This is a genomic window from Pseudoxanthomonas sp., assembly GCF_051953815.1.
Taxonomy (GTDB): Bacteria; Pseudomonadota; Gammaproteobacteria; order Xanthomonadales; family Xanthomonadaceae; genus Pseudoxanthomonas_A.
The window spans coordinates 103,128-127,646 of the sequence record NZ_JBQCIJ010000013.1 but is presented as its reverse complement, the minus strand read 5'-3'; the positions used below and the strand labels follow the sequence as shown (position 1 = coordinate 127,646).

24 protein-coding genes are annotated in these 24,519 nt (G+C 67.6%); 15 read left to right on the top strand and 9 right to left on the bottom strand.

What is annotated here, in order from left to right; all coding sequences use genetic code 11:
- Positions 1-131: 131 nt before the first annotated feature.
- Both ACTHN1_RS03425 and ACTHN1_RS03420 read right to left on the bottom strand, forming a co-directional pair.
- The gene (locus tag ACTHN1_RS03425; RefSeq protein WP_440469566.1) at positions 132-1,628 is read right to left on the bottom strand and encodes a NupC/NupG family nucleoside CNT transporter; all 1,497 of its coding nucleotides are present in this window, start codon (positions 1,626-1,628) and stop codon (positions 132-134) included.
- A gap of 88 nt (positions 1,629-1,716) precedes the next feature.
- Positions 1,717-2,289: a TMEM165/GDT1 family protein gene (locus ACTHN1_RS03420; RefSeq protein ID WP_440469565.1), complete on the bottom strand. Its 573-nt coding sequence runs from the start codon at positions 2,287-2,289 to the stop codon at positions 1,717-1,719.
- A gap of 266 nt (positions 2,290-2,555) precedes the next feature.
- Between ACTHN1_RS03420 and ACTHN1_RS03415 the strand changes: the two genes are divergently transcribed.
- From ACTHN1_RS03415 to ACTHN1_RS03385, 7 genes are all read left to right on the top strand, one after another.
- Positions 2,556-3,527 (top strand): potassium channel beta subunit family protein, encoded by a 972-nt coding sequence (locus ACTHN1_RS03415; protein ID WP_440469564.1) that lies wholly within the window; start codon positions 2,556-2,558, stop codon positions 3,525-3,527.
- 156 nt (positions 3,528-3,683) lie between these two features.
- A complete protein-coding gene (locus tag ACTHN1_RS03410) occupies positions 3,684-4,601 on the top strand; it encodes an ATP-binding cassette domain-containing protein (protein ID WP_440469563.1) in 918 nt (305 codons plus the stop codon).
- Entirely contained in the window at positions 4,598-5,368 is a 771-nt protein-coding gene (locus tag ACTHN1_RS03405) for an ABC transporter permease (RefSeq protein WP_440469562.1), read from the top strand. The genes ACTHN1_RS03410 and ACTHN1_RS03405 overlap by 4 nt, the downstream gene beginning before the upstream one ends.
- A 95-nt stretch (positions 5,369-5,463) precedes the next feature.
- Positions 5,464-5,667 carry a hemin uptake protein HemP gene (hemP, locus tag ACTHN1_RS03400; RefSeq protein ID WP_440469561.1) on the top strand — a complete coding sequence of 68 codons (204 nt, stop codon included), beginning with the start codon at positions 5,464-5,466 and terminating at the stop codon, positions 5,665-5,667.
- 185 nt (positions 5,668-5,852) lie between these two features.
- Positions 5,853-8,087, top strand: coding sequence for a TonB-dependent hemoglobin/transferrin/lactoferrin family receptor (locus tag ACTHN1_RS03395; protein ID WP_440469560.1), 2,235 nt, complete (start codon positions 5,853-5,855; stop codon positions 8,085-8,087).
- Positions 8,088-8,122: 35 nt separating this feature from the next.
- Entirely contained in the window at positions 8,123-8,737 is a 615-nt protein-coding gene (locus tag ACTHN1_RS03390) for a Hemin transport protein (protein WP_440469559.1), read from the top strand.
- Positions 8,734-9,687 carry a DUF6607 family protein gene (locus tag ACTHN1_RS03385; RefSeq protein WP_440469558.1) on the top strand — a complete coding sequence of 318 codons (954 nt, stop codon included), beginning with the start codon at positions 8,734-8,736 and terminating at the stop codon, positions 9,685-9,687. The genes ACTHN1_RS03390 and ACTHN1_RS03385 overlap by 4 nt, the downstream gene beginning before the upstream one ends.
- Positions 9,688-9,960: 273 nt before the next feature.
- Here the strand turns inward: ACTHN1_RS03385 and ACTHN1_RS03380 are convergent, their stop codons facing one another.
- The 3 genes from ACTHN1_RS03380 to ACTHN1_RS03370 are packed head-to-tail and all read right to left on the bottom strand — an operon-like array spanning position 9,961 to position 12,748.
- A complete protein-coding gene (locus ACTHN1_RS03380) occupies positions 9,961-11,313 on the bottom strand; it encodes a PDZ domain-containing protein (RefSeq protein ID WP_440469557.1) in 1,353 nt (450 codons plus the stop codon).
- Between the two features lie 27 nt (positions 11,314-11,340).
- Complete coding sequence (locus tag ACTHN1_RS03375; RefSeq protein WP_440469556.1) at positions 11,341-12,189, bottom strand: hypothetical protein; 849 nt, start codon at positions 12,187-12,189, stop codon at positions 11,341-11,343.
- Complete coding sequence (locus ACTHN1_RS03370) at positions 12,182-12,748, bottom strand: RNA polymerase sigma factor (RefSeq protein WP_440469555.1); 567 nt, start codon at positions 12,746-12,748, stop codon at positions 12,182-12,184. The genes ACTHN1_RS03375 and ACTHN1_RS03370 overlap by 8 nt, the downstream gene beginning before the upstream one ends.
- Before the next feature lie 128 nt (positions 12,749-12,876).
- Here ACTHN1_RS03370 and ACTHN1_RS03365 point away from each other — a divergent pair, with 128 nt between their 5' ends.
- The 6 genes from ACTHN1_RS03365 to ACTHN1_RS03340 all read left to right on the top strand — a co-directional run bounded on the left by ACTHN1_RS03365 (position 12,877) and on the right by ACTHN1_RS03340 (position 18,187).
- A complete protein-coding gene (locus ACTHN1_RS03365) occupies positions 12,877-13,842 on the top strand; it encodes an SPFH domain-containing protein (protein ID WP_295374974.1) in 966 nt (321 codons plus the stop codon).
- 1 nt (position 13,843) lies between these two features.
- Entirely contained in the window at positions 13,844-14,275 is a 432-nt protein-coding gene (locus ACTHN1_RS03360) for an NfeD family protein (protein WP_440469554.1), read from the top strand.
- A gap of 195 nt (positions 14,276-14,470) precedes the next feature.
- Positions 14,471-15,580 carry a glycine cleavage system aminomethyltransferase GcvT gene (gene gcvT / locus ACTHN1_RS03355; RefSeq protein ID WP_440469553.1) on the top strand — a complete coding sequence of 370 codons (1,110 nt, stop codon included), beginning with the start codon at positions 14,471-14,473 and terminating at the stop codon, positions 15,578-15,580.
- Between the two features lie 108 nt (positions 15,581-15,688).
- Positions 15,689-16,084 carry a glycine cleavage system protein GcvH gene (gene gcvH, locus ACTHN1_RS03350; RefSeq protein WP_440469552.1) on the top strand — a complete coding sequence of 132 codons (396 nt, stop codon included), beginning with the start codon at positions 15,689-15,691 and terminating at the stop codon, positions 16,082-16,084.
- Positions 16,085-17,112: 1,028 nt separating this feature from the next.
- On the top strand, positions 17,113-17,538 hold the full coding sequence (locus ACTHN1_RS03345) for a hypothetical protein (RefSeq protein WP_440469551.1): 426 nt from the start codon (positions 17,113-17,115) through the stop codon (positions 17,536-17,538).
- Between the two features lie 109 nt (positions 17,539-17,647).
- Positions 17,648-18,187 (top strand): SRPBCC family protein, encoded by a 540-nt coding sequence (locus ACTHN1_RS03340; RefSeq protein ID WP_440469550.1) that lies wholly within the window; start codon positions 17,648-17,650, stop codon positions 18,185-18,187.
- 76 nt (positions 18,188-18,263) lie between these two features.
- On the opposite strand, the gene ACTHN1_RS03335 is transcribed toward ACTHN1_RS03340, so the two are convergent.
- Both ACTHN1_RS03335 and ACTHN1_RS03330 read right to left on the bottom strand, forming a co-directional pair.
- Entirely contained in the window at positions 18,264-19,652 is a 1,389-nt protein-coding gene (locus tag ACTHN1_RS03335) for a serine hydrolase domain-containing protein (protein WP_440469549.1), read from the bottom strand.
- Between the two features lie 164 nt (positions 19,653-19,816).
- Positions 19,817-21,418 carry a GMC family oxidoreductase gene (locus tag ACTHN1_RS03330; RefSeq protein WP_440469548.1) on the bottom strand — a complete coding sequence of 534 codons (1,602 nt, stop codon included), beginning with the start codon at positions 21,416-21,418 and terminating at the stop codon, positions 19,817-19,819.
- Positions 21,419-21,638: 220 nt separating this feature from the next.
- Between ACTHN1_RS03330 and ACTHN1_RS03325 the strand changes: the two genes are divergently transcribed.
- Both ACTHN1_RS03325 and ACTHN1_RS03320 read left to right on the top strand, forming a co-directional pair.
- Positions 21,639-23,009, top strand: a complete 1,371-nt coding sequence (locus tag ACTHN1_RS03325) for an NTP/NDP exchange transporter (RefSeq protein ID WP_440469547.1) — start codon at positions 21,639-21,641, stop codon at positions 23,007-23,009.
- A 148-nt stretch (positions 23,010-23,157) separates the two neighbouring features.
- Complete coding sequence (locus ACTHN1_RS03320) at positions 23,158-23,505, top strand: DUF1304 domain-containing protein (RefSeq protein WP_440469546.1); 348 nt, start codon at positions 23,158-23,160, stop codon at positions 23,503-23,505.
- Positions 23,506-23,600: 95 nt separating this feature from the next.
- Here ACTHN1_RS03320 and ACTHN1_RS03315 read toward each other — a convergent pair whose 3' ends face one another.
- Together ACTHN1_RS03315 and ACTHN1_RS03310 are read right to left on the bottom strand one after the other, a co-directional pair.
- Positions 23,601-23,993, bottom strand: coding sequence for a hypothetical protein (locus ACTHN1_RS03315; protein ID WP_440469545.1), 393 nt, complete (start codon positions 23,991-23,993; stop codon positions 23,601-23,603).
- A gap of 4 nt (positions 23,994-23,997) precedes the next feature.
- Positions 23,998-24,480: a hotdog fold domain-containing protein gene (locus ACTHN1_RS03310; protein ID WP_440469544.1), complete on the bottom strand. Its 483-nt coding sequence runs from the start codon at positions 24,478-24,480 to the stop codon at positions 23,998-24,000.
- Positions 24,481-24,519 lie beyond the last annotated feature (39 nt).

Sequence of the window (24,519 nt, the reverse complement as noted above, 5' to 3'; positions counted from 1 at the left end):
CGTTGATGCGGTCCTCGAAACGGTGCGCGCTCATGCGGCGCCTCGTTCACGCTGCCGCTGCGCCTCGCACGCGCCGGCGGCTGCGGTGACGCAGTCGCCGGTGCATCGTGGTGCTGGCAGGCGGGTGTGGCTCAAAGCAGGTTCAGCACGCCGGCGATCGTCGCCGTCATGAAGGTGGCGAGCGAGCCGCCGAGCACGGCGCGCAGGCCGAAGCGCGCGAGGTCGGCGCGCCGGCCCGGCGCGAGGCCGCCGATGCCGCCGATCTGGATCGCGATCGAGGAGAAGTTGGCGAAGCCGCAGAGCGCATAGGCGGCGACGACGCGGCTGTGCTCCTGCAGCAGGTGCATGTTCTTGGCGAGGTCGACGTAGGCAACGAACTCGTTGAGCACGACCTTCTCGCCGATGAAGCTGCCGACGAGCACGGCGTCCTGCCACGGCGTGCCGATGAGCCAGGCCACCGGCGCGAGCACGTAGCCGAGCACGGTCTGCAGGCTCAGGCTGACCGGCACGCTCTTGCCGGCCGACAGCCAGTCGTTGATCGTGCCGCCGGCCGCCGCATATGCCGCCGCGGTCAGCAGCAGCGCGAGCACGCCGAGCAGCGCGCAGGCGATCACGCCGCCGGTGACGCGGCCGGCCGGCTTGCCATCCGCGGCGACTGCCGGCGCGCGGCCGTACAGGCGCATGGCGGCCGCGAGCAGCAGCACGCCGACGATGCCGGACAGGGCGATCTGCCAGCCCGGCCATACCACGGTGCCGAGGTATTGCAGCGGCGAGTTCAGCAGCGCGATCAGCGCGATGAAGGCCAGCAGCATGGCGCCGACGTTCAACGCGAGCTTGAGGCCTTCGCCGGCGCCGCTGGCGGCCGCGTCGATGACGTTGGCGCTGTGGCGTTCCACTTCGATGCGCACGCTGCCGCGGGTCAGCGGTTCGCCGGTTTCCGGAATCAGCACCTTGGCCAGCACCAAGGTTGCGGGTGCGGCCATGATGCTGGCCGCGAGCAGATGCTTGGCGTACTTGGCCATCTCGGCCGGATCGTTGCCGCCGAGCAGACCGACGTAGGCCGCGAGCACGCCGCCGGCGATGTGCGCCATGCCACCGATCATCATGGTGATCAGTTCGGACTCGGTCATCCGCGGGATGTACGGGCGCACCGTCAGCGGCGCCTCGGTCTGGCCGATGAACACGCTGGCGCAGACGCTGGTGGTCTCGGCGCCGGACACCTTCATCACCTTGGTGATGGCCCAGGCCATCGCCCGCACGATCGCCTGCATGACGCCCAGGTGATAGAGCACGCCCATCAGCGCGGAGAAGAAGATGATGGTGGGCAGCACCTGGAAGGCGAAGATGAAGCCGACCTTGGAGGTGTCCATCAGGCCGCCGAAGATGAAGTTGGAGCCTTCGTTGACGAAGCTCAGCACCTTCACGAAGCCCTTGCCCAGCGAATCGAACACATCGCGGCCGCCGGGCACCAGCAGCACGATGGCGGCGAAGCCGATCTGGAGCAGGATGCCGGTGACCACCAGCCGCCAGTCGACGGCGCGGCGATTGTTCGAGAACAGCCAGGCGATACCGATCAGTACCGCCAGGCCGAACAGGCCGAAGCCGATCCGCCCCAGAGCTTCCACCATGCAATCCCCCAGACCCACACGCGTCGTTCAAAGGCGGGCAGTCTAGCAGGCCCGGTGACCGGGCCTGCCTGAACCGCGCCGGGGCCGGTCAGCCCACGCCGAAGCATGCCACCCAGGCCGCCAGGCCCAGGAATACCAGCGCCGCGACGGTGCGGGCCAGCTTCAAGGGCAGGCGGTCGGCGAAGCGGTGGCCCAGCCAGACCACCGGCAGGTTGGCGACCAGCATGCCCAGGGTGGTGCCGGCGATGACCTGCCAGAGCGGGTCGTAGCGGGTGCCCAGGAGCACCGTCGCCACCTGGGTCTTGTCGCCGATTTCGGCCAGGAAGAAGGCAATCGTGGTCGCCACGAAGGCGCCGTAGGCCGGCAGCTTTTCCTCGTTCTCGTCCAGCTTGTCCGGCTTGAGGGTCCACAGCGCCACCGCCAGGAAGCTCGCGGTGACCCCCCAGCGCAGCACTTCCGGCGACAGCCAGCGGGTCAGCTCGGCGCCCAGCCAGGCGGAGATGGCATGGTTGACCAGGGTCGCGGCGAGGATGCCCCAGGCAATCGGCCAGGGCTTGCGGTAGCGCGCGGCCAGCAGCAGGGCGAGCAGTTGGGTCTTGTCGCCGATTTCGGCGAGGGCGACCGTGCCGGTGGACACCAGCAGGGCTTGCAACGACAGCATCAGGAACTCCGGGGCCGGGCTTCGCATGGACGCGAAGGCAAACGCACGCAGCCCGGCCCGGGTCGCGTAGCGCTTGCCTTCGGTCTTGCCCGACGAAGCCTCTAGCTTCGTCCCGCGCACCATGGCGTGCTGCCAAGTGTGTTGATGCGGGGTATCCGCGCGTGGCGGACGGGCTACTCCCCGGAGGTAAGTGCGCGCATTCTAACGGAGGTCCGCGCACGCGGGCGTAAACTGTTCTCATTTGCCCACCGCGCGGGGTCGCCTCCATGCAATACCGTCGATTGGGAAGCTCCGGATTGCAGCTGTCCGCGTTGTCCTTCGGCAGCTGGGTGACCTTCGGCGATCGCGTCGGCCGCGAGGGCGCGCGCGAGCTGCTGGCCTGCGCGTGGGAACACGGCGTCAATTTCTTCGACAACGCCGAAAGCTATGCCCATGGCGCCTCCGAAACGGTGATGGGCCAGGCGCTGCGCGATCTGGGCCTGCCGCGCGATGGTTACTGCGTCTCCAGCAAGGTGTTCTTCGGTTCGGCCGAATCGCCCCGTCCGACCCAGCGCGGGCTTTCGCGCAAGCATGTCAGCGACGCCTGCCACGCCGCGCTGGCGCGGTTGCAGCTCGATTATCTGGATCTGTTCTTCTGCCACCGTCCCGATCCGGACACGCCGATCGAGGAAACGGTCTGGGCGATGGACAGCCTGATCCGGCAGGGCAAGGTGCTGTACTGGGGCACGTCGGAATGGTCGGCGGTGCAGATCCGGGAAGCCGCGCGGGTGGCGCGCCAGCATCACCTGCACGGCCCGACCATGGAGCAGCCGCAGTACAACCTGCTGCGTAGGCAGCGGGTCGAACTCGAATACGCGCCGCTGTACGCGGAACTCGGCCTGGGCACCACCACCTGGTCGCCGCTCGGGTCGGGCCTGCTGACCGGCAAGTACAACGACGGTATTCCGGAAGACACGCGCCTGGGCCATGCCGGCAACGAGGAACTGCGGCGCATGGTGATCGGCGCCGCCGGCGATCGGAAGCTGGAACGCGCGCGCCGCTTCACCGCGCTGGCGGCCGAACTCGGTGAAGCGCCGGCTCCGCTTGCGATCGCCTGGTGCCTGCGCAATCCGCATGTCTCCACCGTCATCACCGGCGCCAGCCGGGTCGAACAACTGCGACAGAACCTCGCCGCCGTCGAACTGGCACAGCGCTACGACGACACGCTGTGGGAACGGCTGGGAGCCGCGGCGAGCTGAGCGGATAAAGCCGGTAAGCCTGCTGGTCTGATCGAGACACCGCACGCGCCACCCCCAGGCAACGTGCGCGCATGACTGATGACACGGCGTGACTCCCGGCAGGGGAGTCCGCGCCGCGCCGCTGCCGATACTGCCGGCGTATCCGCAGGAGCGGCCATGACCTACGCCATCCGGACCTTCGATCTGCAGCGCCGTTTCCGCAGCGGCTTCGGGGTGCATTCGCTCAACCTGCACGTGCCGGAAGGAACCGTGTACGGATTCCTCGGACCCAACGGCGCGGGCAAGACCACCACCGTGCGCCTGCTGCTTGGCCTGTTGCATCCGGAGCGGGGGCGGGTCGAACTGTTCGGCCAACCGGTGGCGCCTGATGACCGGCGGGTGCTGGCACGGGTCGGCGCGTTGGTCGAGTCGCCTTCCCTGTATCCGCATCTCAGCGGACGCGAGAATCTGGAAGTGACACGGCGCCTGCTGGATCTGCGGCGCGCGCGCATCGACGAGGTGCTGGAGCTGACCGGCTTGCGCGATGCCGGCGACCGGCGCGTGCGCGAATACTCGCTGGGCATGCGTCAGCGGCTGGCCCTGGCGTTGAGCCTGTTGCCGTCGCCCGGCCTGCTGATTCTCGATGAGCCGAGCAACGGCCTGGATCCCGCCGGCATCCTCGACATGCGCCGGCTGCTGCGCGAGCTGGCCCGGCAGGGCATCACCGTGTTCGTGTCCAGCCACCTGCTCAGCGAGATCGAATTGATCGCAAGCCATGTGGGCGTGTTGCAGGCGGGACATCTCCGCTTCGAGGGCCGGCTGGAAGAACTGCGCACGCGGGCGCGGCCACGCCTGCAGATCCGCTGCGACGATCCCGCGCAGGCGGCCGAAGCGTTGCGCCAGGCCGGGGAACAGATCAGCGACATCGATGCGGAAGGCCTGAAGGTCCATCTCGGCCCGCGCAGCGAGCAGGACATCAATCGTCTGCTGGTCGGATGCCGGATCGGCGTGTCCCACCTGGCGAAGGAATCGATATCGCTGGAGTCGCTGTTCTTCGCCCTGACGGGCGAACAGGCGGGGGAACTTGCGGCATGAGCGGACTCATCAGGGCGACCCTGCGCGCGGTCTCCGCGGAATCGCTGAAACTGAAAGGCACCTTGGCGCTGCGCCTGTGCTTCATCGCTCCCGGACTGGTCGTCGTGTTGTCGGTGCTGCAACTGCTGCTGAGCAAGGGCGGACAACCGCTGGCGACGCCGGCGCTGGCATGGGAACGTTTCATCCAGGGCGTGATGCTGTTGTGGGCGTTCCTGATGCTGCCGTTGTACGTGACCCTGCAGTCGGCGCTGCTGGCCGGACTCGAACACGGCGAACGACAGTGGAAGCACCTGCTCGCATTGCCGTTGCCGCGCAGCGCGCATTACCTGGGCAAGCTGATCATCCTGATCGGGATGGTGATGCTGGCGACGCTGGTGCTGGCGCTGCTGATCCCGTCGGGCGGCTGGGTCCTGATGCAACTGCACAATCCGCTCGGTATCGGCGGCGCGGTGCCGTGGACATTCCTGGGCCTGCGCGCGCTGGTCATCCTGGCGGCGTCGGGTTGCATCATCGGCCTGCACCTGTGGATCGCATTGCGCTGGACCAGCTTCACGGTCGCGGTCGCCACCGGCATGACCGCCACCGTGGCCGGTTTCCTGATCGGGCAGTCGGCGCGCTTCGGCCCCTGGTACCCGTGGACGTTGCCGATGCAGGCGTTCGCCGGGCAGGGCGAACTGATGGATCAGGTGGCGCTCGCCGGCGTGGTGGGCGGGGCGGCCGCGGTCGTCCTGGGCCTGTGGGATTTCCTGCGCCGCGAGTACGCCTGACCAGGGCTGTCCGGTCCGCCGGTCGGCACAAAAAAAGATTTGACTAGTCAATGAGAATCATTATCATTTGAGTGGCCCGACCCGGAGCCACCACCATGATCTCGAACGTCACTTCATTGCCGAACGTCGAAACCCTGTCGCTGCGCAACCGCCTGCCCACGCCGGCGGCCGTGCTCGCCGAAGAACCGCTGGACAGCCATGTCCTGCTCAAGGGCCAGCGCGAAGTCCTGATCCGCCACGGCGACAAGATCTATCGCCTTCGCCACACCAGCAACGACAAGCTGATCCTCACCAAGTAACACCGCCGCCGCGGCCGCGCCCCAACGCTCCCTCTCCCCGGCGGGGCGCGCCGCCGCGGTGGTGACCTTCTCTCTCCGCCTGGGCGCCAGCCATCGGTTCGACCGGCCCGCCAGCCTTCCAGGTTTCCTCCCCAACGGTGCGCCGCATGCGCGCCGGGAAACCGAACAAGGACTGCCGCAAGCCAATGATCCGTCCGACCCTGCTCACCTCCGCCTTGTGGCTGGCCTGCGCAAGCCTGGCCCAGGCTGAAACACCCGCCGACGCCGCATCCGCCGGCACGGCGCCCACCCGCGAATTCGAACGCATCCAGGTCACCGCCACCCGTGGCGCACGCGAAATCGCCGACGTGCCCAATACCGTCAGCGTGATCGATCGCGAGCAGATGGACGATCATCTGGTGCGCGACATCAAGGATCTGGTGCGCTACGAGCCGGGCGTCAGCGTCACCTCCAGCTTCGGCCGCTTTGGCATGGGCGGTTTCCGCATCCGCGGACTGGAAGGCAACCGCGTGCGCATCCAGACCGACGGCATCGCCGTCTCCGACGCGTTCTCGATCGGCAGCTTCTCGAACGCGGGCCGCAACCTGGTCGACCTGGACACGGTCAAGCAGGTGGAGATCGTGCGCGGACCGTCCAGCTCCCTCTACGGTTCCGACGCGCTCGGTGGCGTGGTGTCGTTCATCACCAAGGATCCCTCCGATTACCTGGGGGACGGCAAGGACGCCTACTTTGGCCTCAAGCTCGGCTACGAAGGCGATTGGAAGGGCCTGTTCGGCAGCGCCACCACCGCGTTCGGCGGCGAGCGCTGGAGCGGACTGGCGGTGGTCGGCCATCGCCAGGGCAAGGAGACCGAGAACATGGGACGCGTGGGCGGCGAAGGCGCCGCGCGCACCCGGCCCAATCCGCAGGAACGCGATGGCCGCAGCCTGCTGACCCGCCTGGTGTTCGCGCCGGACGAGCAGCAGCGGCTCCGGCTGACGGTGGAAGGCACCGAGGACAACGCCGATACCCATCTGCTCAATTCTCTCGGCTTTCAGTCGGCTACCCGCGCCACCAACACGGCGGTGACCGCGCGCGATCGCCAGACCCGCGCGCGCCTGTCGCTGGCGCACGAGTGGGACGGGCTTGGCGTCGGTTTCGCTGACAGCCTGGACTGGCAGGTCTACCGGCAGGACAGCGAGACCACCCAGTACACCCACGAGGAACGCACGCTGGCGCCGCCGACGCTGCGCGACATCCGTGATCGCGTGTTCAACTTCGATCAGCGCACCTACGGCCTGCAGACGAATTTCCGCAAACACTTCGAAACCGGCGCGGCGCGGCACGATCTGAGCTATGGCCTGGACCTGGCGTGGACCCGGACCCGGCAGAAGCGCGATGGCGTGCGGACGTTTCCGCTCACCGGCGTCAGCACGCCGGTGATGGCGCCGGATACGTTCCCGGTGCGGGATTTCCCCAACAGCCAGACCACCGTCGGCGCGCTGTACGTGCAGGACGAGATCGCGCTGGTGGATGGCCGCCTGCGCCTGGTGCCGGGCCTGCGCGTGGATCACTACCGGCTCAAGCCGAAGATGGACAACATCTTTGCCGAGGACAACCCGGGCGTGCGCGCGGTCAGCCTCAACGAAACCAGCGTCTCGCCGAAGTTCGGCCTGGTCTGGCACTTCAATGACGCATGGTCGCTGTTCGGCGGCTATGCCCGCGGCTTCCGTTCGCCGCCGTACAACGACGTCAACATCGGATTCACCAATGTCCAGTTCGGCTATACCGCGATCGCCAATCCGGACCTGAAGCCGGAAACCAGCGATGGCGTGGAACTGGGCCTGCGTTTCTCCGGCGAAGCCGTCTACGCCAGCCTGTCCGGCTATTACAACCGGTATGACGACTTCATCGAATCCAACCGCAACATCGGCACCAACGCTGAAGGATTGATGGTGTTCCAGTCGCAGAACATCGCCGAGGCCGAAATCTACGGCGCCGAGGCGAAGGCGGGCATCGACTTCGGCACGCTGTCGGCCGCCTGGGACGGCTGGTCGATGCGCGGTTCGGCGGCCTGGTCGCGCGGCAAGGACAAGACCGCCGACACCTGGCTGGACAGCGTGGATCCGCTGACCGCGGCGCTGGGGCTGGCCTACGACCACGCGCAATGGGGCGTGGAACTGGCGGGCCGGTTCGTCGGGCGCAAGCGCCATGCGTCCGCCGACACCCTCTATCGCCCGGGTGGCTATGGCGTGCTGGATCTGTACGCGCATTGGGAGTTCGCGCCCGGCGCGAAGTTCAACCTGGGCGTGTTCAATCTGGGCGACCGCCGTTACTTCGATGCCGGTGACCTCGCCATGGTGGTCGCCACCAGCAATACCCTGGATCGCTACACCGCGCCTGGCCGCACCTTGTCAGCCAGCGTGGCGGTGAGCTGGTAGCCATGGCCGCGCGCGTGCTTCCGCCGGAGGTCCGGATGCCGGGCGAATGGCGGGATGCCGCGCGCCTGCCACGACCGCAGCAGTTGGCCGCGCTGGGCGCGGTGCTGTGCCTGTACCGCGCCGGACACGGTGGCGAGCTGTCCGGCTGGGAGCAGGCGACCGGCGTCAAGGTCCACGCCGGACTCGACAGCGATGGGCTGCGCGAATCCCTGCGATTCCTGGATGCCGGCGGCCGCTGCTGCTGGCGTCTGTTCCTGCTTCCGGACAGCGACTTCCTGGCCTGGGATCGCCTGCTGTCGCATTGGCCGCAGGAAACGACGGCGGAAGCCGCCGCCGGTATCGGTGAACGGTTGTGGCGGCGACTGGCCGGTCGCCTGCGCGGTGAACAATGGCGCGCCGCGATCCTGCGCCTGCATGAACTGCCGGGAGAGGAGGGCACGCCGGTATTGGCCGCCAGCCTGGCCCGCCTGTCCCCGCTCGGGGCCGCCACCGCGCGCGCGATTGCCCGCGGTGAAGGCATCGACGATGAAACCCTTTCGGACGAGTGCTGCTGTCTCTCGTCCGCGCCGTCGCGAACCCGCGACCTGCCCCACGGTCGCTACCCGGACGCCGTGATTTCCTGGAAGCCAGACGAGAGAACCCACGCATGAAATTCCTGCCCCATCTATCCCTGTTGACCGTCCTGCTGGCCAGTACCGGCACCGCGGCGGCGCAGGACGCGGATCCCGCGCACGACCGTGCTTCCATCCTGGCCATGCAGGGCGAGTACACCGTCGACTTCGCCTTCGACGAAACCGTGCTGCTGCAGCCCGGCTACGAGCGCCAGGCGGCGATGCGCAGCGGCGGCGACGAGACCGTCATCGTCGTCGAGGACACACCCCATCGGATCGTGCTGCAGCACATCTTGGTGGATGCCAAGAGCGGCCACGTCACCAAGCACTGGCGGCAGGACTGGGTCTATGAAGCCAGCCAGCGCTTCGAGTTCACCGCCGACCAGACCTGGACCCGTCGCGAAATTCCGGCCGACGTCACCCGCGGCGCCTGGACCCAGTGCGTCTACGAGGTCAGCGACGCACCGCGTTACTGCGGCACCGGCCGCTGGGACTATCGCGACGGCCATCCGACCTGGACCAGTGATCCGTCCTGGCGCCCGCTGCCCCGTCGCGAATACACCCGTCGCAGCGACTACAACGCGATGTCGGTGATCAACCGCCATACGCTCACTCCGAACGGCTGGACCCACGAGCAGTTCAACACCAAGGTGCTGCGCAAGCCCGACGGCAGCCAGGTGCAGCTGGCGCGGGAGTTCGGCTTCAACGATTACATCAAGACCCGGGACATCGACTTCAAGCCGGCCTACGACTACTGGAAGGGCACCGCCGACTACTGGGCCCGGGTGCGCGCGCGCTGGCAGGGTTTCCTCGAACGCGGCACCGGCGTGCATCTCAGGACCAGGATCGATGGCATGGCGATGATCATCCCGCTGTTCACCCAGGCCGAGGCGCGACAGGAAGGCAAGGCGGTCAGCGATGCGGACATCGACAAGGTGTTCACGGCGTGGGTGGAACCGGCGCCGGCCGCCGGCACGGGCGCCAGGTGAATCCGTGATGCGCGATGCGCCGCCGATGTGGCGCCTTCCGCCGTTCCTCGCCGAAGCGGCCCATCCGACGGGGATGGACATGTTCATCGCGCCGGCGGTGTCCCTGGCGGGACCATGGTCGCCGGGATTCATCACGACCCGCGCACGCGTGGCGGACGGACCGGACAGGGACACGTCGGCCAAAAAATCCACGTAACGGGAAATCAACCCAAAAAATTGCCCCGGGCATGCCGGGGCAGGGGATTCACGTACGCGTTCTTGTTATGGGAATGCTCAGACCGGCACGCCGGGGGATGGCGGCACGGGCGGTGCGGGCGGCGGCGGCGCGGGGGGAGCCTTCGGCGCGACCGGCGGCGCGGGCAACGGACCGCCGGCATCGCTGCTGTATTCGTGGATTTTTCCGTTGCGATCGACCATCACCACCTGGTGCCGACGGGTGCTGATCACCGTGGGTGGTGCCGGTGGCGTGGGAACCGCTGCGGCGGCTGGCTGCGCGGGCGGTGCGGGTGGTGTCTTCGCGGCCGGGGACGGTGGAGCCGGAGGCGCTGCCGGGGGAGCGGGCGGCGCGGGAGGAACGGGAATGCGCAGCGGCGTGGCGCGCGGGATCCGGATCAGGCTGGTCGTGCTCCGGCGGTCGCGCAGGTACTCGACGCTGACATTGCTGTCGGCGGGCTTGCCGCGCAGCGCTTCCATCACGTCGCGGGGCGTCCCCACTTCCCTGCCCTCGACGCGGCGGATCACGTCGCCCGCCTGCAGACCCTCCAGCTCCCGTCCGGTCGACAGCACCAGCACACCGCGATCCGTGCCGAAGTACCGGCCCAGCTGCGCGTCCACCGAGGACAGGTTGAGGCCGTTCCAGCGATAGGCTTCGGCCAGCCGCGGCATCAGGCAGTCCTTGCCGTCGGTGCAGTCGGTCAGCTCGCGCACCCGCATCAGCTCGCGCTGGATTTCGGGCGTGATGGCCAGTTCGGCGGGCTTGAAGTCGAACGCGCCGAAACTGAAGTTGTCGACCGTGGCGATGCCATCGCCTTCCGGCGACAGCACGATGCGGGTGCCGCGCTCGCCGGTCGAACCATCGTCGGTGAACACCAGCACCGGCCGGCCGGCCTGGGGCATCACCTCGACATCGTGCTGACGGCCCTCGCGCTGGAACGCGACCTTCACCGGGACATCCATCTTCAGTCCCGCCAGGGCCGCGCGGGCGTTTTCCAGGCGCTGTCCCGGCGTGCTGCCGGCGATCGCCCTGCCGTTGATCTTCAGCAACTGATCGCCGGAGCGCAGGCCGACCCGCGCGGCGCCGCTGTCCGGCGTGACCCCGGTGACGCGGACGCCGGTCTGGGAATCCGGCGCAAGCAGCACACCCAGCATCGGGCGTCGCTCGATGCGCTGGCGCAATGCGGACATCTCATCGGCGCGCGAGAGTTCGGCCACGCGACGCGCGGCGCGCTGCAACTCCGCGCGCGCGTCGGCCAGTTCCTTGCGCTGCGCCTCGCGCGCGGCGGCGGTCTGCGCGACACCCGCTGATTCGCGCGCGGCCCCCGTCTTGTCCTGCGCCCGGGTGGTGAAGGTCATGCCGACGGCGATGGCAAGCGCGGCGATGCTCAGGTTTCGGGTATTGGATTTCATGATCATCTCGGTTGCTCCTCGTATTCCTCAATAGACCTGGGCCACGGCGCCATCGGCCTGGTAGCCGTTGGCCGCCATCCAGCGCTGGGTGCTTTCCACGCCGGTCAGGCGTTGCAGGACCGCGACCCGTTCGCGCCACAGGCCCACGCGGGTGTCGGCCGCCAGGTCGGGCTGCGACAGCGCGACGTCGATGCCGGCCACGCGTTCGTTCAACGCGGTGCTCAGCGCCATGGCCGGGCCGCTGGCCACGCGGTCGTCGCGGATCTGCGAAAGCAGGGCTTCCAGTTGCGCGGATTCGGCGTACAGCGTTTCCAGCGCCGCGTGGGATGCCGGCGCACCGGTGGTCGCGGCGTCGCGTGGCGCCGGCGTGTCGGCGGGGTTCGCCGTGGCGATGGCTGCCGTCCTCCGCGCTTCCGTCTCGTCCGCATCCGTGTCCGCGGGTACGGACGCCGGGTGGACAGGGGACTTCCGGTTGGCCGGTGTACGCGCGGGCGTGGCCGCCAGTCCGGTGTCGAGCGGGGCGCGCCTGGACGCGGGCACGGGGACCACCGGCGCGGCGGCGTCGGCCGTGCCGGAGTCGACCGGGGCAGGCGTGGTCGACGGCGTGGACGCGCTGGTCGGCGTGGAGGGCGGCGTGGTCGCCGCGACCGGCGGTGATTGATCCGGCGCGGTGCCGCGCCACGGCACCGCTATCGCCAGCGCCAGACAGGCCGCGGCGGCGGCCGGGATCCACACTCGGTCGCGCGAGCGGCGCGCGGGCAGCGCGGCGGCCACGCGGTTCCAGCCACCGGCGGGCGGCGTCTCCAGCGGCAACGCCGCAAACGCCTGGCCCCAGTCCTCGGGCGCGGGATGTCCTGGATGGCGTGCATCAGGCATGGACGGGTTCCTCGATCTGCAGCAGCGTCCGCAGGCGGCGGGTGCCGCGCGAGAGCTGCGATTTGGAAAAACTGGGCGTGCGCTGCATCAACCGGGCGATTTCCTCGTGGGTATAGCCTTCGGCGTGATACAGCCACAGCACGCTGCGGGTGGCTGCCGGCAACGCGCCGAGCGCGCGTTGCAGCATCGCCGCGTCGGCCGCGGCCGGCGGCAGATGTCCCTGGTCCTCGGGGAGGTCCTCCTCGTCCATGGCGATCTCCATGTCGAAGCGGCGGTTGCGGCGCAGCTTCATCAGGGCCTCGTTGACGGCGATCTGGCGCAGCCAGCCCCAGAACGGGCTGCCGCCGCGGAAGTCGTCGAGATGGTGGAAGAGCTTCAGCATGGTGTCCTGCAGCACGTCGGAGGCTTCCTCCCGATCGCCGCAGATGCGCAGCGCCAGGGTGAATACGGGCCGCTCGAACCAGCGGTACAGCTGCTCGAAGGCGTCCTGCCGCCCCGCGCGGGCGCGGGCCAGGAGGGTGTCGGGCACATCGATGGCAAAGCTGGATACGGGCGGCATGCATTCATCCAGATGCCGGGGGCGCCAAAAGGGTCGCAGCCGACCCCCACAATTGTTCCACCCCGGCCGGCGGTGCCCCGGGGGCCGTCTATACTCGCCTATTACTAAGGACTGGAAAGGGGATCACCATGTTCACTTCGGCTCTCACCACGTTCGTGGTCGCCGCGATCGGTATTTTCATCATCATCACCTTCTTCAAGGGGGTGCGGGTGGTGCCGCAGGGGTACGAGTTCACCGTCGAACACTTCGGCAGGTACACCCACACCATGTCGCCCGGCCTGCACTTCCTCATTCCGTACATGCAGGGGGTGGGGCGCAAGGTGAACATGATGGAGCAGGTGTTCGAGGTGCCGTCCCAGGACGTGATCACCAAGGACAATGCGGTGGTGAAAGTGGACGGCGTGGTGTTCTTCCAGGTGCTGGACGCGGCCAAGGCGGCCTATGAGGTGGCCAACCTGGACCAGGCGATGATCGCGCTGGTGCAGACCAACATCCGCACCGTCATCGGCTCGATGGACCTGGACGAATCGCTCAGCCAGCGCGAGACCATCAACGCCAAGCTGCTGGGCGTGGTCGATCATGCGACCAGTCCGTGGGGCGTGAAGGTCAACCGCATCGAGATCAAGGACATCCAGCCGCCGCGCGATCTGGTCGATTCGATGGCCCGGCAGATGAAGGCCGAGCGCGACAAGCGCGCCTCGATCCTGGAGGCGGAAGGTTCGCGCCAGTCGGAGATCCTGCGCGCCGAGGGCGAGAAGCAGTCGGCGATCCTGGAAGCCGAGGGCAAGCGCGAAGCCGCCTACCGCGAGGCCGAGGCGCGCGAGCGGCTGGCCGAGGCGGAAGCCAAGGCGACCGCGCTGGTGTCCGAGGCCATCGCCAAGGGCGATGTGCAGGCGATCAACTACTTCATCGCGCAGAAGTACGTGGAAGCGTTCAAGGAACTGGCGACCGCGCCCAACCAGAAGTTCGTGCTGATGCCGATGGAAGCTAGCGGCGTCATTGGTTCCATCGCCGGCATCGCCGAGCTGGCCAAGGACGCGTTGAACCAGCAGCAGGCGTCGATCGCATCGCGGCCGCCGCGCATCGGAGGCTGAGATGAGTTTCAAGTTCGCGTTCTGGACCGGCGCGGCGCTGCTGCTGTTCGCGGCAGAGACGATGGCGCCGGGCGCCTTCATGCTCTGGTTCGGTTTCGCCGCCACCGCGATGGCGGTGGTGGTCCTGGTGCTTCCGGAACTGGGCTGGCTGTGGCAGGCCATCCTGTTCTCTGTGTTCGCGGTCATTTCGGTCGCGATCTACCTGAAGTGGTTCCGCGGTCGCGGCCGGCGCAGCGATCAGCCGCTGCTCAACCGTCGCGCCGAGCAACTGGTCGGCCGCGTGCTGGAACTGGATCAGGCCATCGTCGATGGCCGCGGCCGGGTCAAGGTGGATGACGCCTTCTGGTCGGTGAGCGGCCCGGACCTGCCGCTTGGCGCGCGCGTGCGCGTGGTCGCCGTCGATGGCATGACCTTGAAGGTGCAGGCGCACTGACCGCGGCACTGCCGGCCGGTCGACCCGACCGGCTGGTCCCTGGCGGATGCCGACGTGGGGCGGCGCCGGCAGCGGACGATCTGCGGCAGCGTGCCGGATCCGGGGATGAGCGGGCCATCCCCGCACCATGCGCCGCCGTCGGGGGCGTTGCCGCGTTCCATCTGGGATAATGGCGTTCTTTGCCCGGGAGCGGCCATGACCAAGAAGACCATCCTCAACGACACCCATCGCGCGCTCGGCGCCAAGATGGTCGATTTCGGCGGCTGGGACATGCCGATCCACTACGGTTCCCAGATCGAGGAGCACCACCAGGTGCGCAACGACGCCGGCATGTTCGACGTCAGCCACATGACCGTGGTGGACCTGCATGGCGCCCGCACCCGTGAATTCCTGCGCCATCTGGTCGCCAATTCGGTGGACAAACTGAAGGCGCCGGGCAAGGCGCTGTACACCTGCATGCTGGATGCGACCGGCGGCGTCATCGACGACCTCATCATCTATTTCATGGACGACGCGTTCTTCCGCCTGGTGGTCAACGCCGCCACCCGCGACAAGGACCTGGCGTGGATCCAGTCGCAGGCCGCCGCGTTCGAGGTGGAAGTGAAGGAGCGCCCGGAGTTCGCCATGATCGCCGTGCAGGGCCCGACCGCCCGCGCGAAGGTCATCGGCCTGCTGCGCGACGCCGACCGCGCCGCCGCCGACAAGCTCTCCCGGTTCGCCGCCGTGCAGGCGCACAGCACCGCCGGCGTGCCGCTGTTCGTCGCCCGCACCGGCTACACCGGCGAGGACGGTTACGAGATCGTGCTGCCGGAACAGGATGCCGTGGGTTTCTGGAACGCGCTGCTGGAAGCGGGCGTGAAGCCGGCCGGACTGGGCGCGCGCGACACCCTGCGCCTGGAAGCGGGCATGAACCTGTATGGCCAGGACATGGACGAATCGGTGTCGCCCTACGAGGCCGCGCTGGCCTGGACGGTCGCCCTGGACGCGGGCCGCGACTTCATCGGCCGCCCGGTGCTGGAACAGCAGAAGGCCAACGGCGCCCCGCGCCAGATGATTGGCCTGGTGATGGACGAGAAGGGCGTGCTCCGCCATGGACAGAAGGTCCTGACCGCCAACGGCGATGGCGAGATCCTCTCGGGCACGTTCTCCCCCACGCTGGGCAAGGCCATCGCCTTCGCGCGCGTGCCGGCCGGCGAGCCCGGCGCGGTCCGCGTGGACATCCGTGGCAAGGAAGTCCCGGTGCGGGTCGTGAAGTTCCCGTTCGTCCGCGACGGCCAGGCCCAGCCCGGCGTGCTGGGCGAATGAGTCGATGATGGCGCCGGCCCGTGCGGCCGGACCACTTTCATGCCCCGCATAAGCCGCTAAACTAGCCCCCTCTTTCCGCCCACCCGATATAAATCCGGAGTAGCCAACATGAGCGAGATTCCCGGCGATCTCAAATTCCTGAAGTCCCACGAGTGGGCCCGCGCCGAAGGCGCTGGCCGCGTCACCGTCGGCATTTCCGATCACGCGCAGGGCCTGCTGGGTGACCTGGTCTACGTCGAACTGCCGAACGTCGGTGACCGGGTCGAGGCGGGCAACGCCAGCGCCGTGGTCGAATCGGTGAAGGCGGCGTCGGACGTGTACAGCCCGGTCACCGGCAAGGTGATCGAGGTCAACACGGCGCTGGCCGACAAGCCCGAGACCATCAACGAGGACGCCTACGGTGAAGGCTGGATCTTCGTGGTGGAGGCCGAGGAGCCGGAGCAGCTCAACGAACTGCTGTCGCCCGACGACTACGCCGAACTGCTGGAAGACGAGGATCACTGAGTCCTCCAGGACTCCGGGAGACCCGACCGGCCGCCTCGCGCGGCCGGTTTTTTTTGCCGTTCGTCCGGGAAGCGCGGGCGTGCGGGTGGACGACGTGGACAGTGGCACCGTCCCGGCGCGCCGGAATTCCGACTTCACTTTCATCGATGGCAACCGGTCGGCGACGACGTCGTCGGCTGACTTGGCTTGCGGACGAGTGGTGCCCCATGGGAATGCCGAACACGACCGGCCGACAGGCGAGCGGGGTGACGATGCGCGTCGCCGGATGTCGCCGGGAAGACGTCGATGCATCTCCGAGCGACCGCGAGCGCCGTCGCGAAGGCGGTTTTTTTTTGCGCAGATCCGCGCAATCGGGCTTGTGCGCCGCCCCAAACCGGACCGTTCGGCGGAAAAATTTTTAGGTGCCGTTTAGCCCGCCGTCGCCTTCCCGACGACACGTCCGTCCAGGCGCGCGACGACGCTTCCGATTTCGCGTCGCACGAAGCCATGTCAAAAAAGCACTCGTTTTTGCGCTTTTTTTTTTCACGCCGCCGCATCGAGGGCATTGTCGGCATGATCCGTCGCCGCCGTTTCCCATGGACACGCGCGGCCGGGTGGGCCGGGCGGCGGCGGCGGCGGTCGAAAAAAATTTCGCCGAGGTGTTGACACGTCCAAAAACCGTGATTAGGTTTCGCGCAGCAGAGAGTGCTGCGGAAGCGAGTGAGTCGGATCAATACGACAGCGCGAGTGACAACAAGGCCGATCGTCCCAGCCCAGGTAGCGGCGGACGCAGGGCCCGCTTCCCCCGAAAAAAAGCACTCCACCCTCCTTATCGCACCCGCGTCGCCCGGCGACGCGGGTGTTTTCGTATTTGTAGGGGACCACGTCAGAAGGGTCCCGACAAAAGAATCCGGTTCAACGCGCCTGGCGCGTCGACGGTTGCCTGCGGGTCCGACTCCCGCGGCTGATTCCGCAACTGGGCCTGCCTTCGGGCAGAGGTTTCGTACCCCGATGTACCCAATCCAAGTTCACTGACGAGGAGCCATCACATGGCAATTAAGAAAGCTGCTAAGAAGAAACCTGCCAAGAAGGCCGCCAAGAAGGCGACCAAGAAGGCAGCCGCCAAGAAGACCGTGAAGAAGGCCGCCAAGAAGGCTGCCAAGAAGGTCACCAAGAAGGCCGCCAAGAAGACCGTGAAGAAGGCTGCCAAGAAGGGTGCCAAGAAGCCGGCCAAGAAGGCTGCGAAGAAGACCGCCAAGAAGGCTGCCAAGAAGGTTGCCCGCAAGCCTGCGAAGAAGGCTGCGAAGAAGGCCACCAAGAAGGCTGCCAAGAAGACCGTGAAGAAGGCCGCCAAGAAGGCTGCCAAGAAGCCGGCCAAGAAGGCTGCGAAGAAGGCCGCCAAGAAGCCTGCCCGCAAGTCCAAGAAGAAAGCGGCTCCGGTCGCGCTGCCGGCCACCCCGGCTCCGCTGATCTAAGCCAACCCCGATTAGCCGTATCCATCAGACTCTCTCCCTGTGCCCAGCAGGGGGAGAGTTTTTTTATGCGCGGCCTTAAGCTTGTCGCCTTCCAAGAAGGAGGAACGACATGAAGCTGCTGAAATGGACCCTGGGCATCCTGATCCTGCTCGGTGTGCTGCTGGTCGCGGGCAGCCTGCTGCTGCCGGGACGCACCCATGTGGAAAGGTCGATCACCATCGAGCGGCCGCCGGCGGAGGTGTTCGCCACGCTCAATTCGTTCCGCCGGTTCAACGAGTGGTCACCCTGGTTCGCCGCCGATCCACAGGCCAAGTACACCTACGAGGGACCGGCCGAGGGCGTCGGCGCGGGCATGCGCTGGTCCGGCAACCAGGCGGTTGGCAGTGGCAGCCAGCGGATCACCGAAAGCCGGGCGCCGGAGCGTGTGGTGGTGGCGCTGGACTTCGATGGGCATCCTTCAGTCGCGACCTACACGCTGACCGCGGAAGGGGCGGGCGCGACCCGGGTGACCTGGGCGTTCGACACCGAGCATGGCTACAACCCGATATCGCGCTGGTTCGGCCTGCTGTTCGATCGGATGCTGGGCGCCGACTACGAGCGCGGCCTGGCCCAGCTCAAGACCCTGAGCGAAGCCGCACCGCCGCGCTGAGTGCGGGCCCGCAAACAGAACGCCCCGCGCGGATGACCGGGCGGGGCGTGGCGGGAGCAGCGGGGGTGGCGTGCGATCAGCGTGGAGAAGCGGTCGCCTGGCTGGCCGCCGCGCCGCTCTTGTTGTCCGGCTGTGGTGAATCGGCCATCAGCAGGTCGCTGGTGTCCATCGGCGTATCCAGCCACTGCTGGGGGCTCAGGCCGATCGCGCGGTCCAGGATCGTCGGCAACAGTCCGGAGGGCACCGAACTGTCGCTGTTCCAGAGGATGGCGATGCCGAGATCGCGTTCCGGCACCAGCGCCACCATGCCGCGGTAACCCTGCACCGCGCCGGCATGGAAGATCACCGGATGGCTGGCGTAGTCGAACACGCGCCAGCCCAGCGCGTAACCCGCCGAGTAGATGCGATCACGGCGCCAGCCGGCCCGCATCTCGCCCGGGGTGGACACCAGCGAGGCGTGCAGGGTCGCCAGCAGCGGCGCCGGCAGCACGTCCTGACGATGCCCGGTCTGCGCCACCAGCCACTGCGCCATGTCGCTGATGCTGGCGTTGACGCCGGCGGCCGGAGCCAGGCGGTAGTAGGTGGGCTTGGGGGTCAGAGCCACCCAGCCATTGCGGCTGCGCACGTGTGGACGCGCCCAGCGCGCGCTGTTCTGGATGCCCTCCAGACCAAGGCTGGCATCGTTCATGCCCAGCGGCTTGAAGATGCGCTTGTCGACCGCCTGCTCGTAGAAACCGCCGGTGGCGGCGAACACCACATCGCCGAACACGCTGAAGGCCACGTTCTGGTAGGCATAGCATTGGCCGGGCGTGCAGCTCATCGGCGCGTAGGCCAGCTTCTGGGTCACCGCGTAATAGTCGGCGTTGCCTTCGATGTCGCGGTCGAACGCGTTGTGGGCCTGAAGACCGACGCGATGGCTCAACAGATCCGCCACGGTCACCTGGCGGGTCGCCGTCGGATCGCTGAGGCGGAAGTTGGGCACGTAGTCGGCCACCCGGCTGTCCCAGCGCAGCGAGCCGTCGTTGACCAGCAGGCCGGCCAGGGTGCCGGCGAACGCCTTGGACAGCGACGCCAGGCGGAACACGGTGTGTCCATCGATCGTCTGCGGTGCGCTGACGTCGGTGACGCCATAGCCCTTGGCGGTCAGCACGCGTCCGTTATGGACGATCGCCAGCGCCAAGCCGGGAACGCGTTCGCCCAGGGTCAGCTGCTGGGCCATGGCCTCGAAGCGCGCGACATCGAAATCCGCCGCCAACGCGGGCGCCGTCGCGGTCGTGGCGACTGCCGTGTTCGCCACGGCGCGTGCGGCAGGCGCGGATGCGGAAGCGGAGTGAAGCGATGGGGCGACACGCGGGTCGCCGGGCGGAGGCGTCTGGGCCGTGGAGGCCAGCGTCAGAGGTATCAGCAGTCCGAGCAGCCCAATACGAAACGGGCGCAACGGCCGCCGGATTACCTTCTTCTTCATGTACTGATCGCCTGCGTAGCGGTTGCTGTACGCGATGATAACGTCGCAATTTCAGATTGCACAAATGGCGGCAGGTTCCGCACGCATGTCGTTCATCTAGTTGAAGATCCGAGTGCGGCCCGTCGCATTTTTGACGCGCCCTGTTCAGCTGTCCGAACAGGGCTTCAAGGCTGCCCGCGGAGCACATCCCGGCCACGGATGAGGTCGGCAGCGCGCTCGGCGATCATGATGGTGGGCGCGTTGGTGTTGCCGCCGATCAGGGTGGGCATGACCGAGGCGTCGATCACGCGCAGGCCGGCGACGCCGTTGACCCGGAGTTGGGGATCGACCACCGCGTCGCCATCGCTGCCCATCCGGCAGGTGCCGATCGGGTGATAGACGGTTTCCGCCTTGGCCCGCACGAACGCGGCCAGGCCGGTGTCGTCGAGATCATCGCGGGCCGGGAAAATCGGCGCGCCCCGATAGGCATCGAACGCGCGCTGGGCGAACAGGTCGCGGGACAGCCGCGCACATTCGATCATCATCTTCATGTCGAAGCCTTCCGGATCGCTCAGGTAATTGGCTTCGATGCGCGCGGGCGTCGAAGCATCGGCGGTCTCCAGCCGGATGCGGCCACGGCTGCGTGGACGGAGGAAGCACGCGTGCAGGGTGTATCCGTCTCCGTCCAGGCGGTGGCGGCCGTGGTCGTCGAGCATGGCCGGAACGAAGTGCAACTGGATGTCGGCGCGGGCATCGGGCGCCAGCGGGGAGCGCACGAACGCGCCGGCTTCCGCGATGTTGCTGGTGCCCGGGCCGCGATGCCCGCGCAGGAAGTAGTCGAACGCGGTCCTGAGTTCGCTGGTGCGGTCGTAGGTGACCGGCCGGGTCGAGTGTCGCAGCGTGCAGATGTCCAGATGGTCCTGCAGGTTGAGGCCGACCTGCGGGGCATCGTGTCGGACGGTGATGCCATGCTCGCGGAGATGTCCGGCGGGTCCGATGCCGGACAGCATCAGCAGTTGTGGTGAATTGATCGCACCGCCGGACAGCAGCACCTCGCGGTCGGCGCGCACCTGCACCTCGCGTCCGTGGTGGGCATAGGCCACGCCCACCGCGCGTCCGTTCTCGATCAGGAGGCGGCGAACCAGCGTGCCGGTGAACACTTCCAGGTTGGAACGATGACGCACCGGATGCAGGTAGGCGACCGCCGAGGAGCAGCGCGCGCCATCCTTCTGGGTCACCTGGTAGAAACCGAAACCGGATTGCTCCGCGCCGTTGAAATCGTCGTTGCGGCGGTAGCCCGCCTGCTGTCCGGCCTCGATGAAGGCGGAGGACAACGGATTGGTGTAGCGCAGGTCGGACACCGACAGCGGACCGTCGCCGCCATGCAGGGCATCGGCACCGCGGCTGTTGCCTTCGGAGCGCCGGAAATAGGGCAGCACGCCAGACCAATCCCAACCCTGCGCGCCGGCGGCGGCCCAGTCGTCGTAGTCCGCCGGCACGCCACGGATGTAGCACATCGCGTTGATCGAACTTGAGCCCCCCAGCACCTTGCCGCGCGGCCACCACAGGCGCCGGCCGTCCAGTTGCGCCTCCGCGGCGGTGTCGTAATTCCAGTTGACCCCCTTGTTTCCCACCAGCTTGGCCAGTCCCGCCGGCATGTGGATGAAGGGGTGCCAGTCGCGGGGACCGGCTTCCAGCAGCAGGACACGACAGGCGGGATCTTCGGAGAGGCGGTTGGCCAGCACGCAGCCGGCCGAGCCGGCGCCGATGATGATGTAGTCGTACACGTGAAGACCTGCGACCGGGACCGCCCGAAGCTATCGGGCGGGGATAGAGCAAATGCTCGGCGGTCATGGGCATGTCGGGAAGAGGCGCGCGCTTCGGGCGCGGAGGGAACGCGGCGGCGCCGGAAAGGGCTGGCGATGTTGCAGTGCATCGGATACCTTGCGCGCGTGACGCCGGCCGCTGTGCCCGTCCTTCCCGTTCCCGGCGGCCACGACGATCCGCATGACTCCTTCCGCTTCCGATGCTTCCCGTCCCGCTGGCCTTCGCCAGGTGATTTCACAGCTGGGCGTGGATTCCCCGGCCCTGTGGTGGTCACTGCTCTATTTCTTCTGCCTGCTCAGCGGCTACTACGTGCTGCGCCCGGTGCGTGACGCGATGGGGGCCTCGGGCGATGTCGCCGCGGTGTTTCCCGCGCGCCTGATCGGCTGGGCGGGGCAGCACGGCGTCGACCTGAAGGACTTCACCCTGCAGGTGTTGTTCACCGGCACCTTCATCTGCATGGTGCTGCTGCAGCCGATCTACGGTGCGCTGGTGTCGCGTTTTCCCCGCCGGGTGTTCCTGCCGGTGGTGTACCTGGCCTTCATCGCCTGCCTGGGCTTCTTCTACTGGGCCTTCAACCGGGAACTGCCGGGACGCGGCGCGGCCTTCTTCATCTGGGTGGCGGTGTTCAACCTGTTCGCCGTGTCGGTGTTCTGGAGCTACATGGCGGACGTGTTCGACAACGAGAACGCCAAGAAGGTCTACGGCTACATCGGCGCCGGCGGCACCATCGGCGCGCTGGTGGGACCGATGATCACCAGCCTGCTGGTGGAGCGGATCGGCGTGGGCAACCTGCTGCTGGTTTCCGCGCTGTTCCTGGCGGTCTGCCTGTTCTGCATCCTGCGCCTGCGGCCCTGGGCCGTACGCCGCGAGCAGCTCAATCGCGAGGCCAGCGGCGAGGACGCGATGGGCGGGTCGGTGCTGGCGGGCCTGCGACTGGTCTGGCGGGATCCGCTGCTGCGTTCGCTGGCCATGCTGATGTTCTTCGGGGTCGGCGTCGGCACGCTCCTGTACAACGAGCAGGCGGCCATCGCCCGGCAACTGGCGCAGGACGCCTCGCGCACGGCGTACTACGCCAAGCTGGATTTTGGGGTGAACCTGCTGACCATCGTGGTGCAGGTGTTCCTGACCCGCTGGCTGCTGCGCCGGTTCGGTATCGCGCCGCTGCTGTTGATTCCGGCCACCGCGATCCTGCTGGGCTATGCGCTGCTGGCGGCGGCGCCGTTGCCGGCATTGATCTGGGTGGTGCAGGTGGCGACCCGCGCGGGCGAGTTCTCGCTGGCCAAACCCGCGCGCGAGACGCTCTATACCCGGGTCGATCGCGAATCACGCTACAAGGCCAAGGCGGTGATCGACACGGTCGTCTATCGTGGCGGCGACCTGAGTTTCGTCTGGCTGCACAAGGCGCTGTCCGCGCTGGGTTCCAGCGTGGTGTTCCTGGTTGGCATCGGCGTGGCGGCCGGCATGGCCCTGGGCGCGTGGCGGGTCATCCAGGCGCAGCGCCGTCTGCCCGAGTCCGGGCCGGGTCCCCGGGTGGAAGGCAAGCCGGCCTGAAGCGCGCCGCCGCGTCATCGACGCATTGCATGCGATGTCACCGTTGGAGCCATTGCCACGTTCGCGGTCGGCCACAAACTGAATACGCCCGCGACGCCCGTGGGCGTCATTGGCTATCCTGTCGAGGCCACCGCGCTGGAACGAACGCATGCTGATTGCCGTGTCATTGAGTTTCCTGGTCGCCCTGCTGCACCTGTACTTCATGGTGCTGGAGATGTTCCTGTGGACCCGGCCGATCGGCCTGAAGACGTTCCGCAACACGCCCGAGAAGGCGGCGATGACCCGGGTACTGGCGGCCAACCAGGGACTCTACAACGGCTTCCTGGCAGCGGGCCTGCTATGGGGCCTGGCGAGCCAGCAATGGAACGTCGTGGTGTTTTTCCTTGCCTGCGTCGTCGTCGCCGCGCTGTATGGCGCCTACAGCGTCAGCCGGCGGATCTTCTTCGTGCAGGGCATGCCCGCCATCGCCGCGCTGGCGGCCATCCTCATCGGTTGAGGTCGAGCCGACTGTTGCCGCGGGAGCGGCGTCAGTCGCGACGGCAATTTCCGGCCCCGGCGATGCGGCGATGCGGGTCACGACTGATGTCGCGCCTACGGGAAGGACAGTGACAGGGGCAGCGCGAACAGCAGCGCGCCGAGCACGAACAAGGCGGTCAGCAGGTGCAGCAGCCAATGATGGCGGCGCAGAAACACGAACTGTTCGACCGTCCTGCCCACCCAGAACAGCGCCATGAACGCCAATACCGCGCGCCCCAGGGAGCTGTGCTGCAATTCGTCGGTGAACGCGAAGCAGGCCGCGCCGACGCCTAGGAACAGGTAGATCAGCCGGAGATTGAGGATCTGGGTGATCGCGCGGGTGGCGAATCCGACCTTGGCCAGCTCGGCCTTCCAGCGGAACAGCTTCCAGAACCCCAGATGGAACAAGGCGAAGCCCAGGCTGTGCACGCCCGCCATCCGGACCAGCCAGTCGCCGGGTGCATCCATGAAGTCAGCGTTCCTCGCGCGATGGCCGCGGCGATACCCACATGGCGATGCGGGCACGGAATACCGCTTCTCCCTGCGGATTGCTGACCACCACTTCCATGGGCAGTTCGTAGCCTTCCGCCGCCGCCTGTGGCGGAAACGCCGGGGTGGCGACCGCATGCATGGTGCCGACGGCCTTCTTGAGGTACTCCACACTCATGCCCTTCGGAATCCAGCGCATCGACGCGGGAATGCTCACGTCGGTGGTGAGGCCGCCGACGAACTCGGCCAGGTTGCACAGCGCGATGGCGTGCACCGTGCCCAGATGGTTGGTGACGCTGCGCCGATGGGCGATGGTCGCTTCGCCGCGGTTGGGTTCCAGCACGGTGATGCGCGGACGGATGCTGGCGAAGTAGGGCGCCTTGAAACAGACCAGCCGCGAGAACAGCCATCGGCCGAACGGGCGCGCGGCGAGCTTGCGGTACATCGACAGGACGGAAGCGCTCATCGGGACTCCAGACGAAGACGGCGAGCCGAAGCTCGCCGT

What these genes read in the sequence shown, in the direction of transcription:
- ACTHN1_RS03425 (WP_440469566.1), bottom strand. Translation starts at nt 1,628, where the DNA reads ATGGTGGAAGCTCTGGGGCGGATCGGCTTCGGCCTGTTCGGCCTGGCG.
- ACTHN1_RS03420 (WP_440469565.1), bottom strand. Translation starts at nt 2,289, where the DNA reads ATGCTGTCGTTGCAAGCCCTGCTGGTGTCCACCGGCACGGTCGCCCTC.
- ACTHN1_RS03415 (WP_440469564.1), top strand. Translation starts at nt 2,556, where the DNA reads ATGCAATACCGTCGATTGGGAAGCTCCGGATTGCAGCTGTCCGCGTTG.
- ACTHN1_RS03410 (WP_440469563.1), top strand. Translation starts at nt 3,684, where the DNA reads ATGACCTACGCCATCCGGACCTTCGATCTGCAGCGCCGTTTCCGCAGC.
- ACTHN1_RS03405 (WP_440469562.1), top strand. Translation starts at nt 4,598, where the DNA reads ATGAGCGGACTCATCAGGGCGACCCTGCGCGCGGTCTCCGCGGAATCG.
- hemP (WP_440469561.1), top strand. Translation starts at nt 5,464, where the DNA reads ATGATCTCGAACGTCACTTCATTGCCGAACGTCGAAACCCTGTCGCTG.
- ACTHN1_RS03395 (WP_440469560.1), top strand. Translation starts at nt 5,853, where the DNA reads ATGATCCGTCCGACCCTGCTCACCTCCGCCTTGTGGCTGGCCTGCGCA.
- ACTHN1_RS03390 (WP_440469559.1), top strand. Translation starts at nt 8,123, where the DNA reads ATGCCGGGCGAATGGCGGGATGCCGCGCGCCTGCCACGACCGCAGCAG.
- ACTHN1_RS03385 (WP_440469558.1), top strand. Translation starts at nt 8,734, where the DNA reads ATGAAATTCCTGCCCCATCTATCCCTGTTGACCGTCCTGCTGGCCAGT.
- ACTHN1_RS03380 (WP_440469557.1), bottom strand. Translation starts at nt 11,313, where the DNA reads ATGAAATCCAATACCCGAAACCTGAGCATCGCCGCGCTTGCCATCGCC.
- ACTHN1_RS03375 (WP_440469556.1), bottom strand. Translation starts at nt 12,189, where the DNA reads ATGCCTGATGCACGCCATCCAGGACATCCCGCGCCCGAGGACTGGGGC.
- ACTHN1_RS03370 (WP_440469555.1), bottom strand. Translation starts at nt 12,748, where the DNA reads ATGCCGCCCGTATCCAGCTTTGCCATCGATGTGCCCGACACCCTCCTG.
- ACTHN1_RS03365 (WP_295374974.1), top strand. Translation starts at nt 12,877, where the DNA reads ATGTTCACTTCGGCTCTCACCACGTTCGTGGTCGCCGCGATCGGTATT.
- ACTHN1_RS03360 (WP_440469554.1), top strand. Translation starts at nt 13,844, where the DNA reads ATGAGTTTCAAGTTCGCGTTCTGGACCGGCGCGGCGCTGCTGCTGTTC.
- gcvT (WP_440469553.1), top strand. Translation starts at nt 14,471, where the DNA reads ATGACCAAGAAGACCATCCTCAACGACACCCATCGCGCGCTCGGCGCC.
- gcvH (WP_440469552.1), top strand. Translation starts at nt 15,689, where the DNA reads ATGAGCGAGATTCCCGGCGATCTCAAATTCCTGAAGTCCCACGAGTGG.
- ACTHN1_RS03345 (WP_440469551.1), top strand. Translation starts at nt 17,113, where the DNA reads ATGGCAATTAAGAAAGCTGCTAAGAAGAAACCTGCCAAGAAGGCCGCC.
- ACTHN1_RS03340 (WP_440469550.1), top strand. Translation starts at nt 17,648, where the DNA reads ATGAAGCTGCTGAAATGGACCCTGGGCATCCTGATCCTGCTCGGTGTG.
- ACTHN1_RS03335 (WP_440469549.1), bottom strand. Translation starts at nt 19,652, where the DNA reads ATGAAGAAGAAGGTAATCCGGCGGCCGTTGCGCCCGTTTCGTATTGGG.
- ACTHN1_RS03325 (WP_440469547.1), top strand. Translation starts at nt 21,639, where the DNA reads ATGACTCCTTCCGCTTCCGATGCTTCCCGTCCCGCTGGCCTTCGCCAG.
- ACTHN1_RS03320 (WP_440469546.1), top strand. Translation starts at nt 23,158, where the DNA reads ATGCTGATTGCCGTGTCATTGAGTTTCCTGGTCGCCCTGCTGCACCTG.
- ACTHN1_RS03315 (WP_440469545.1), bottom strand. Translation starts at nt 23,993, where the DNA reads ATGGATGCACCCGGCGACTGGCTGGTCCGGATGGCGGGCGTGCACAGC.
- ACTHN1_RS03310 (WP_440469544.1), bottom strand. Translation starts at nt 24,480, where the DNA reads ATGAGCGCTTCCGTCCTGTCGATGTACCGCAAGCTCGCCGCGCGCCCG.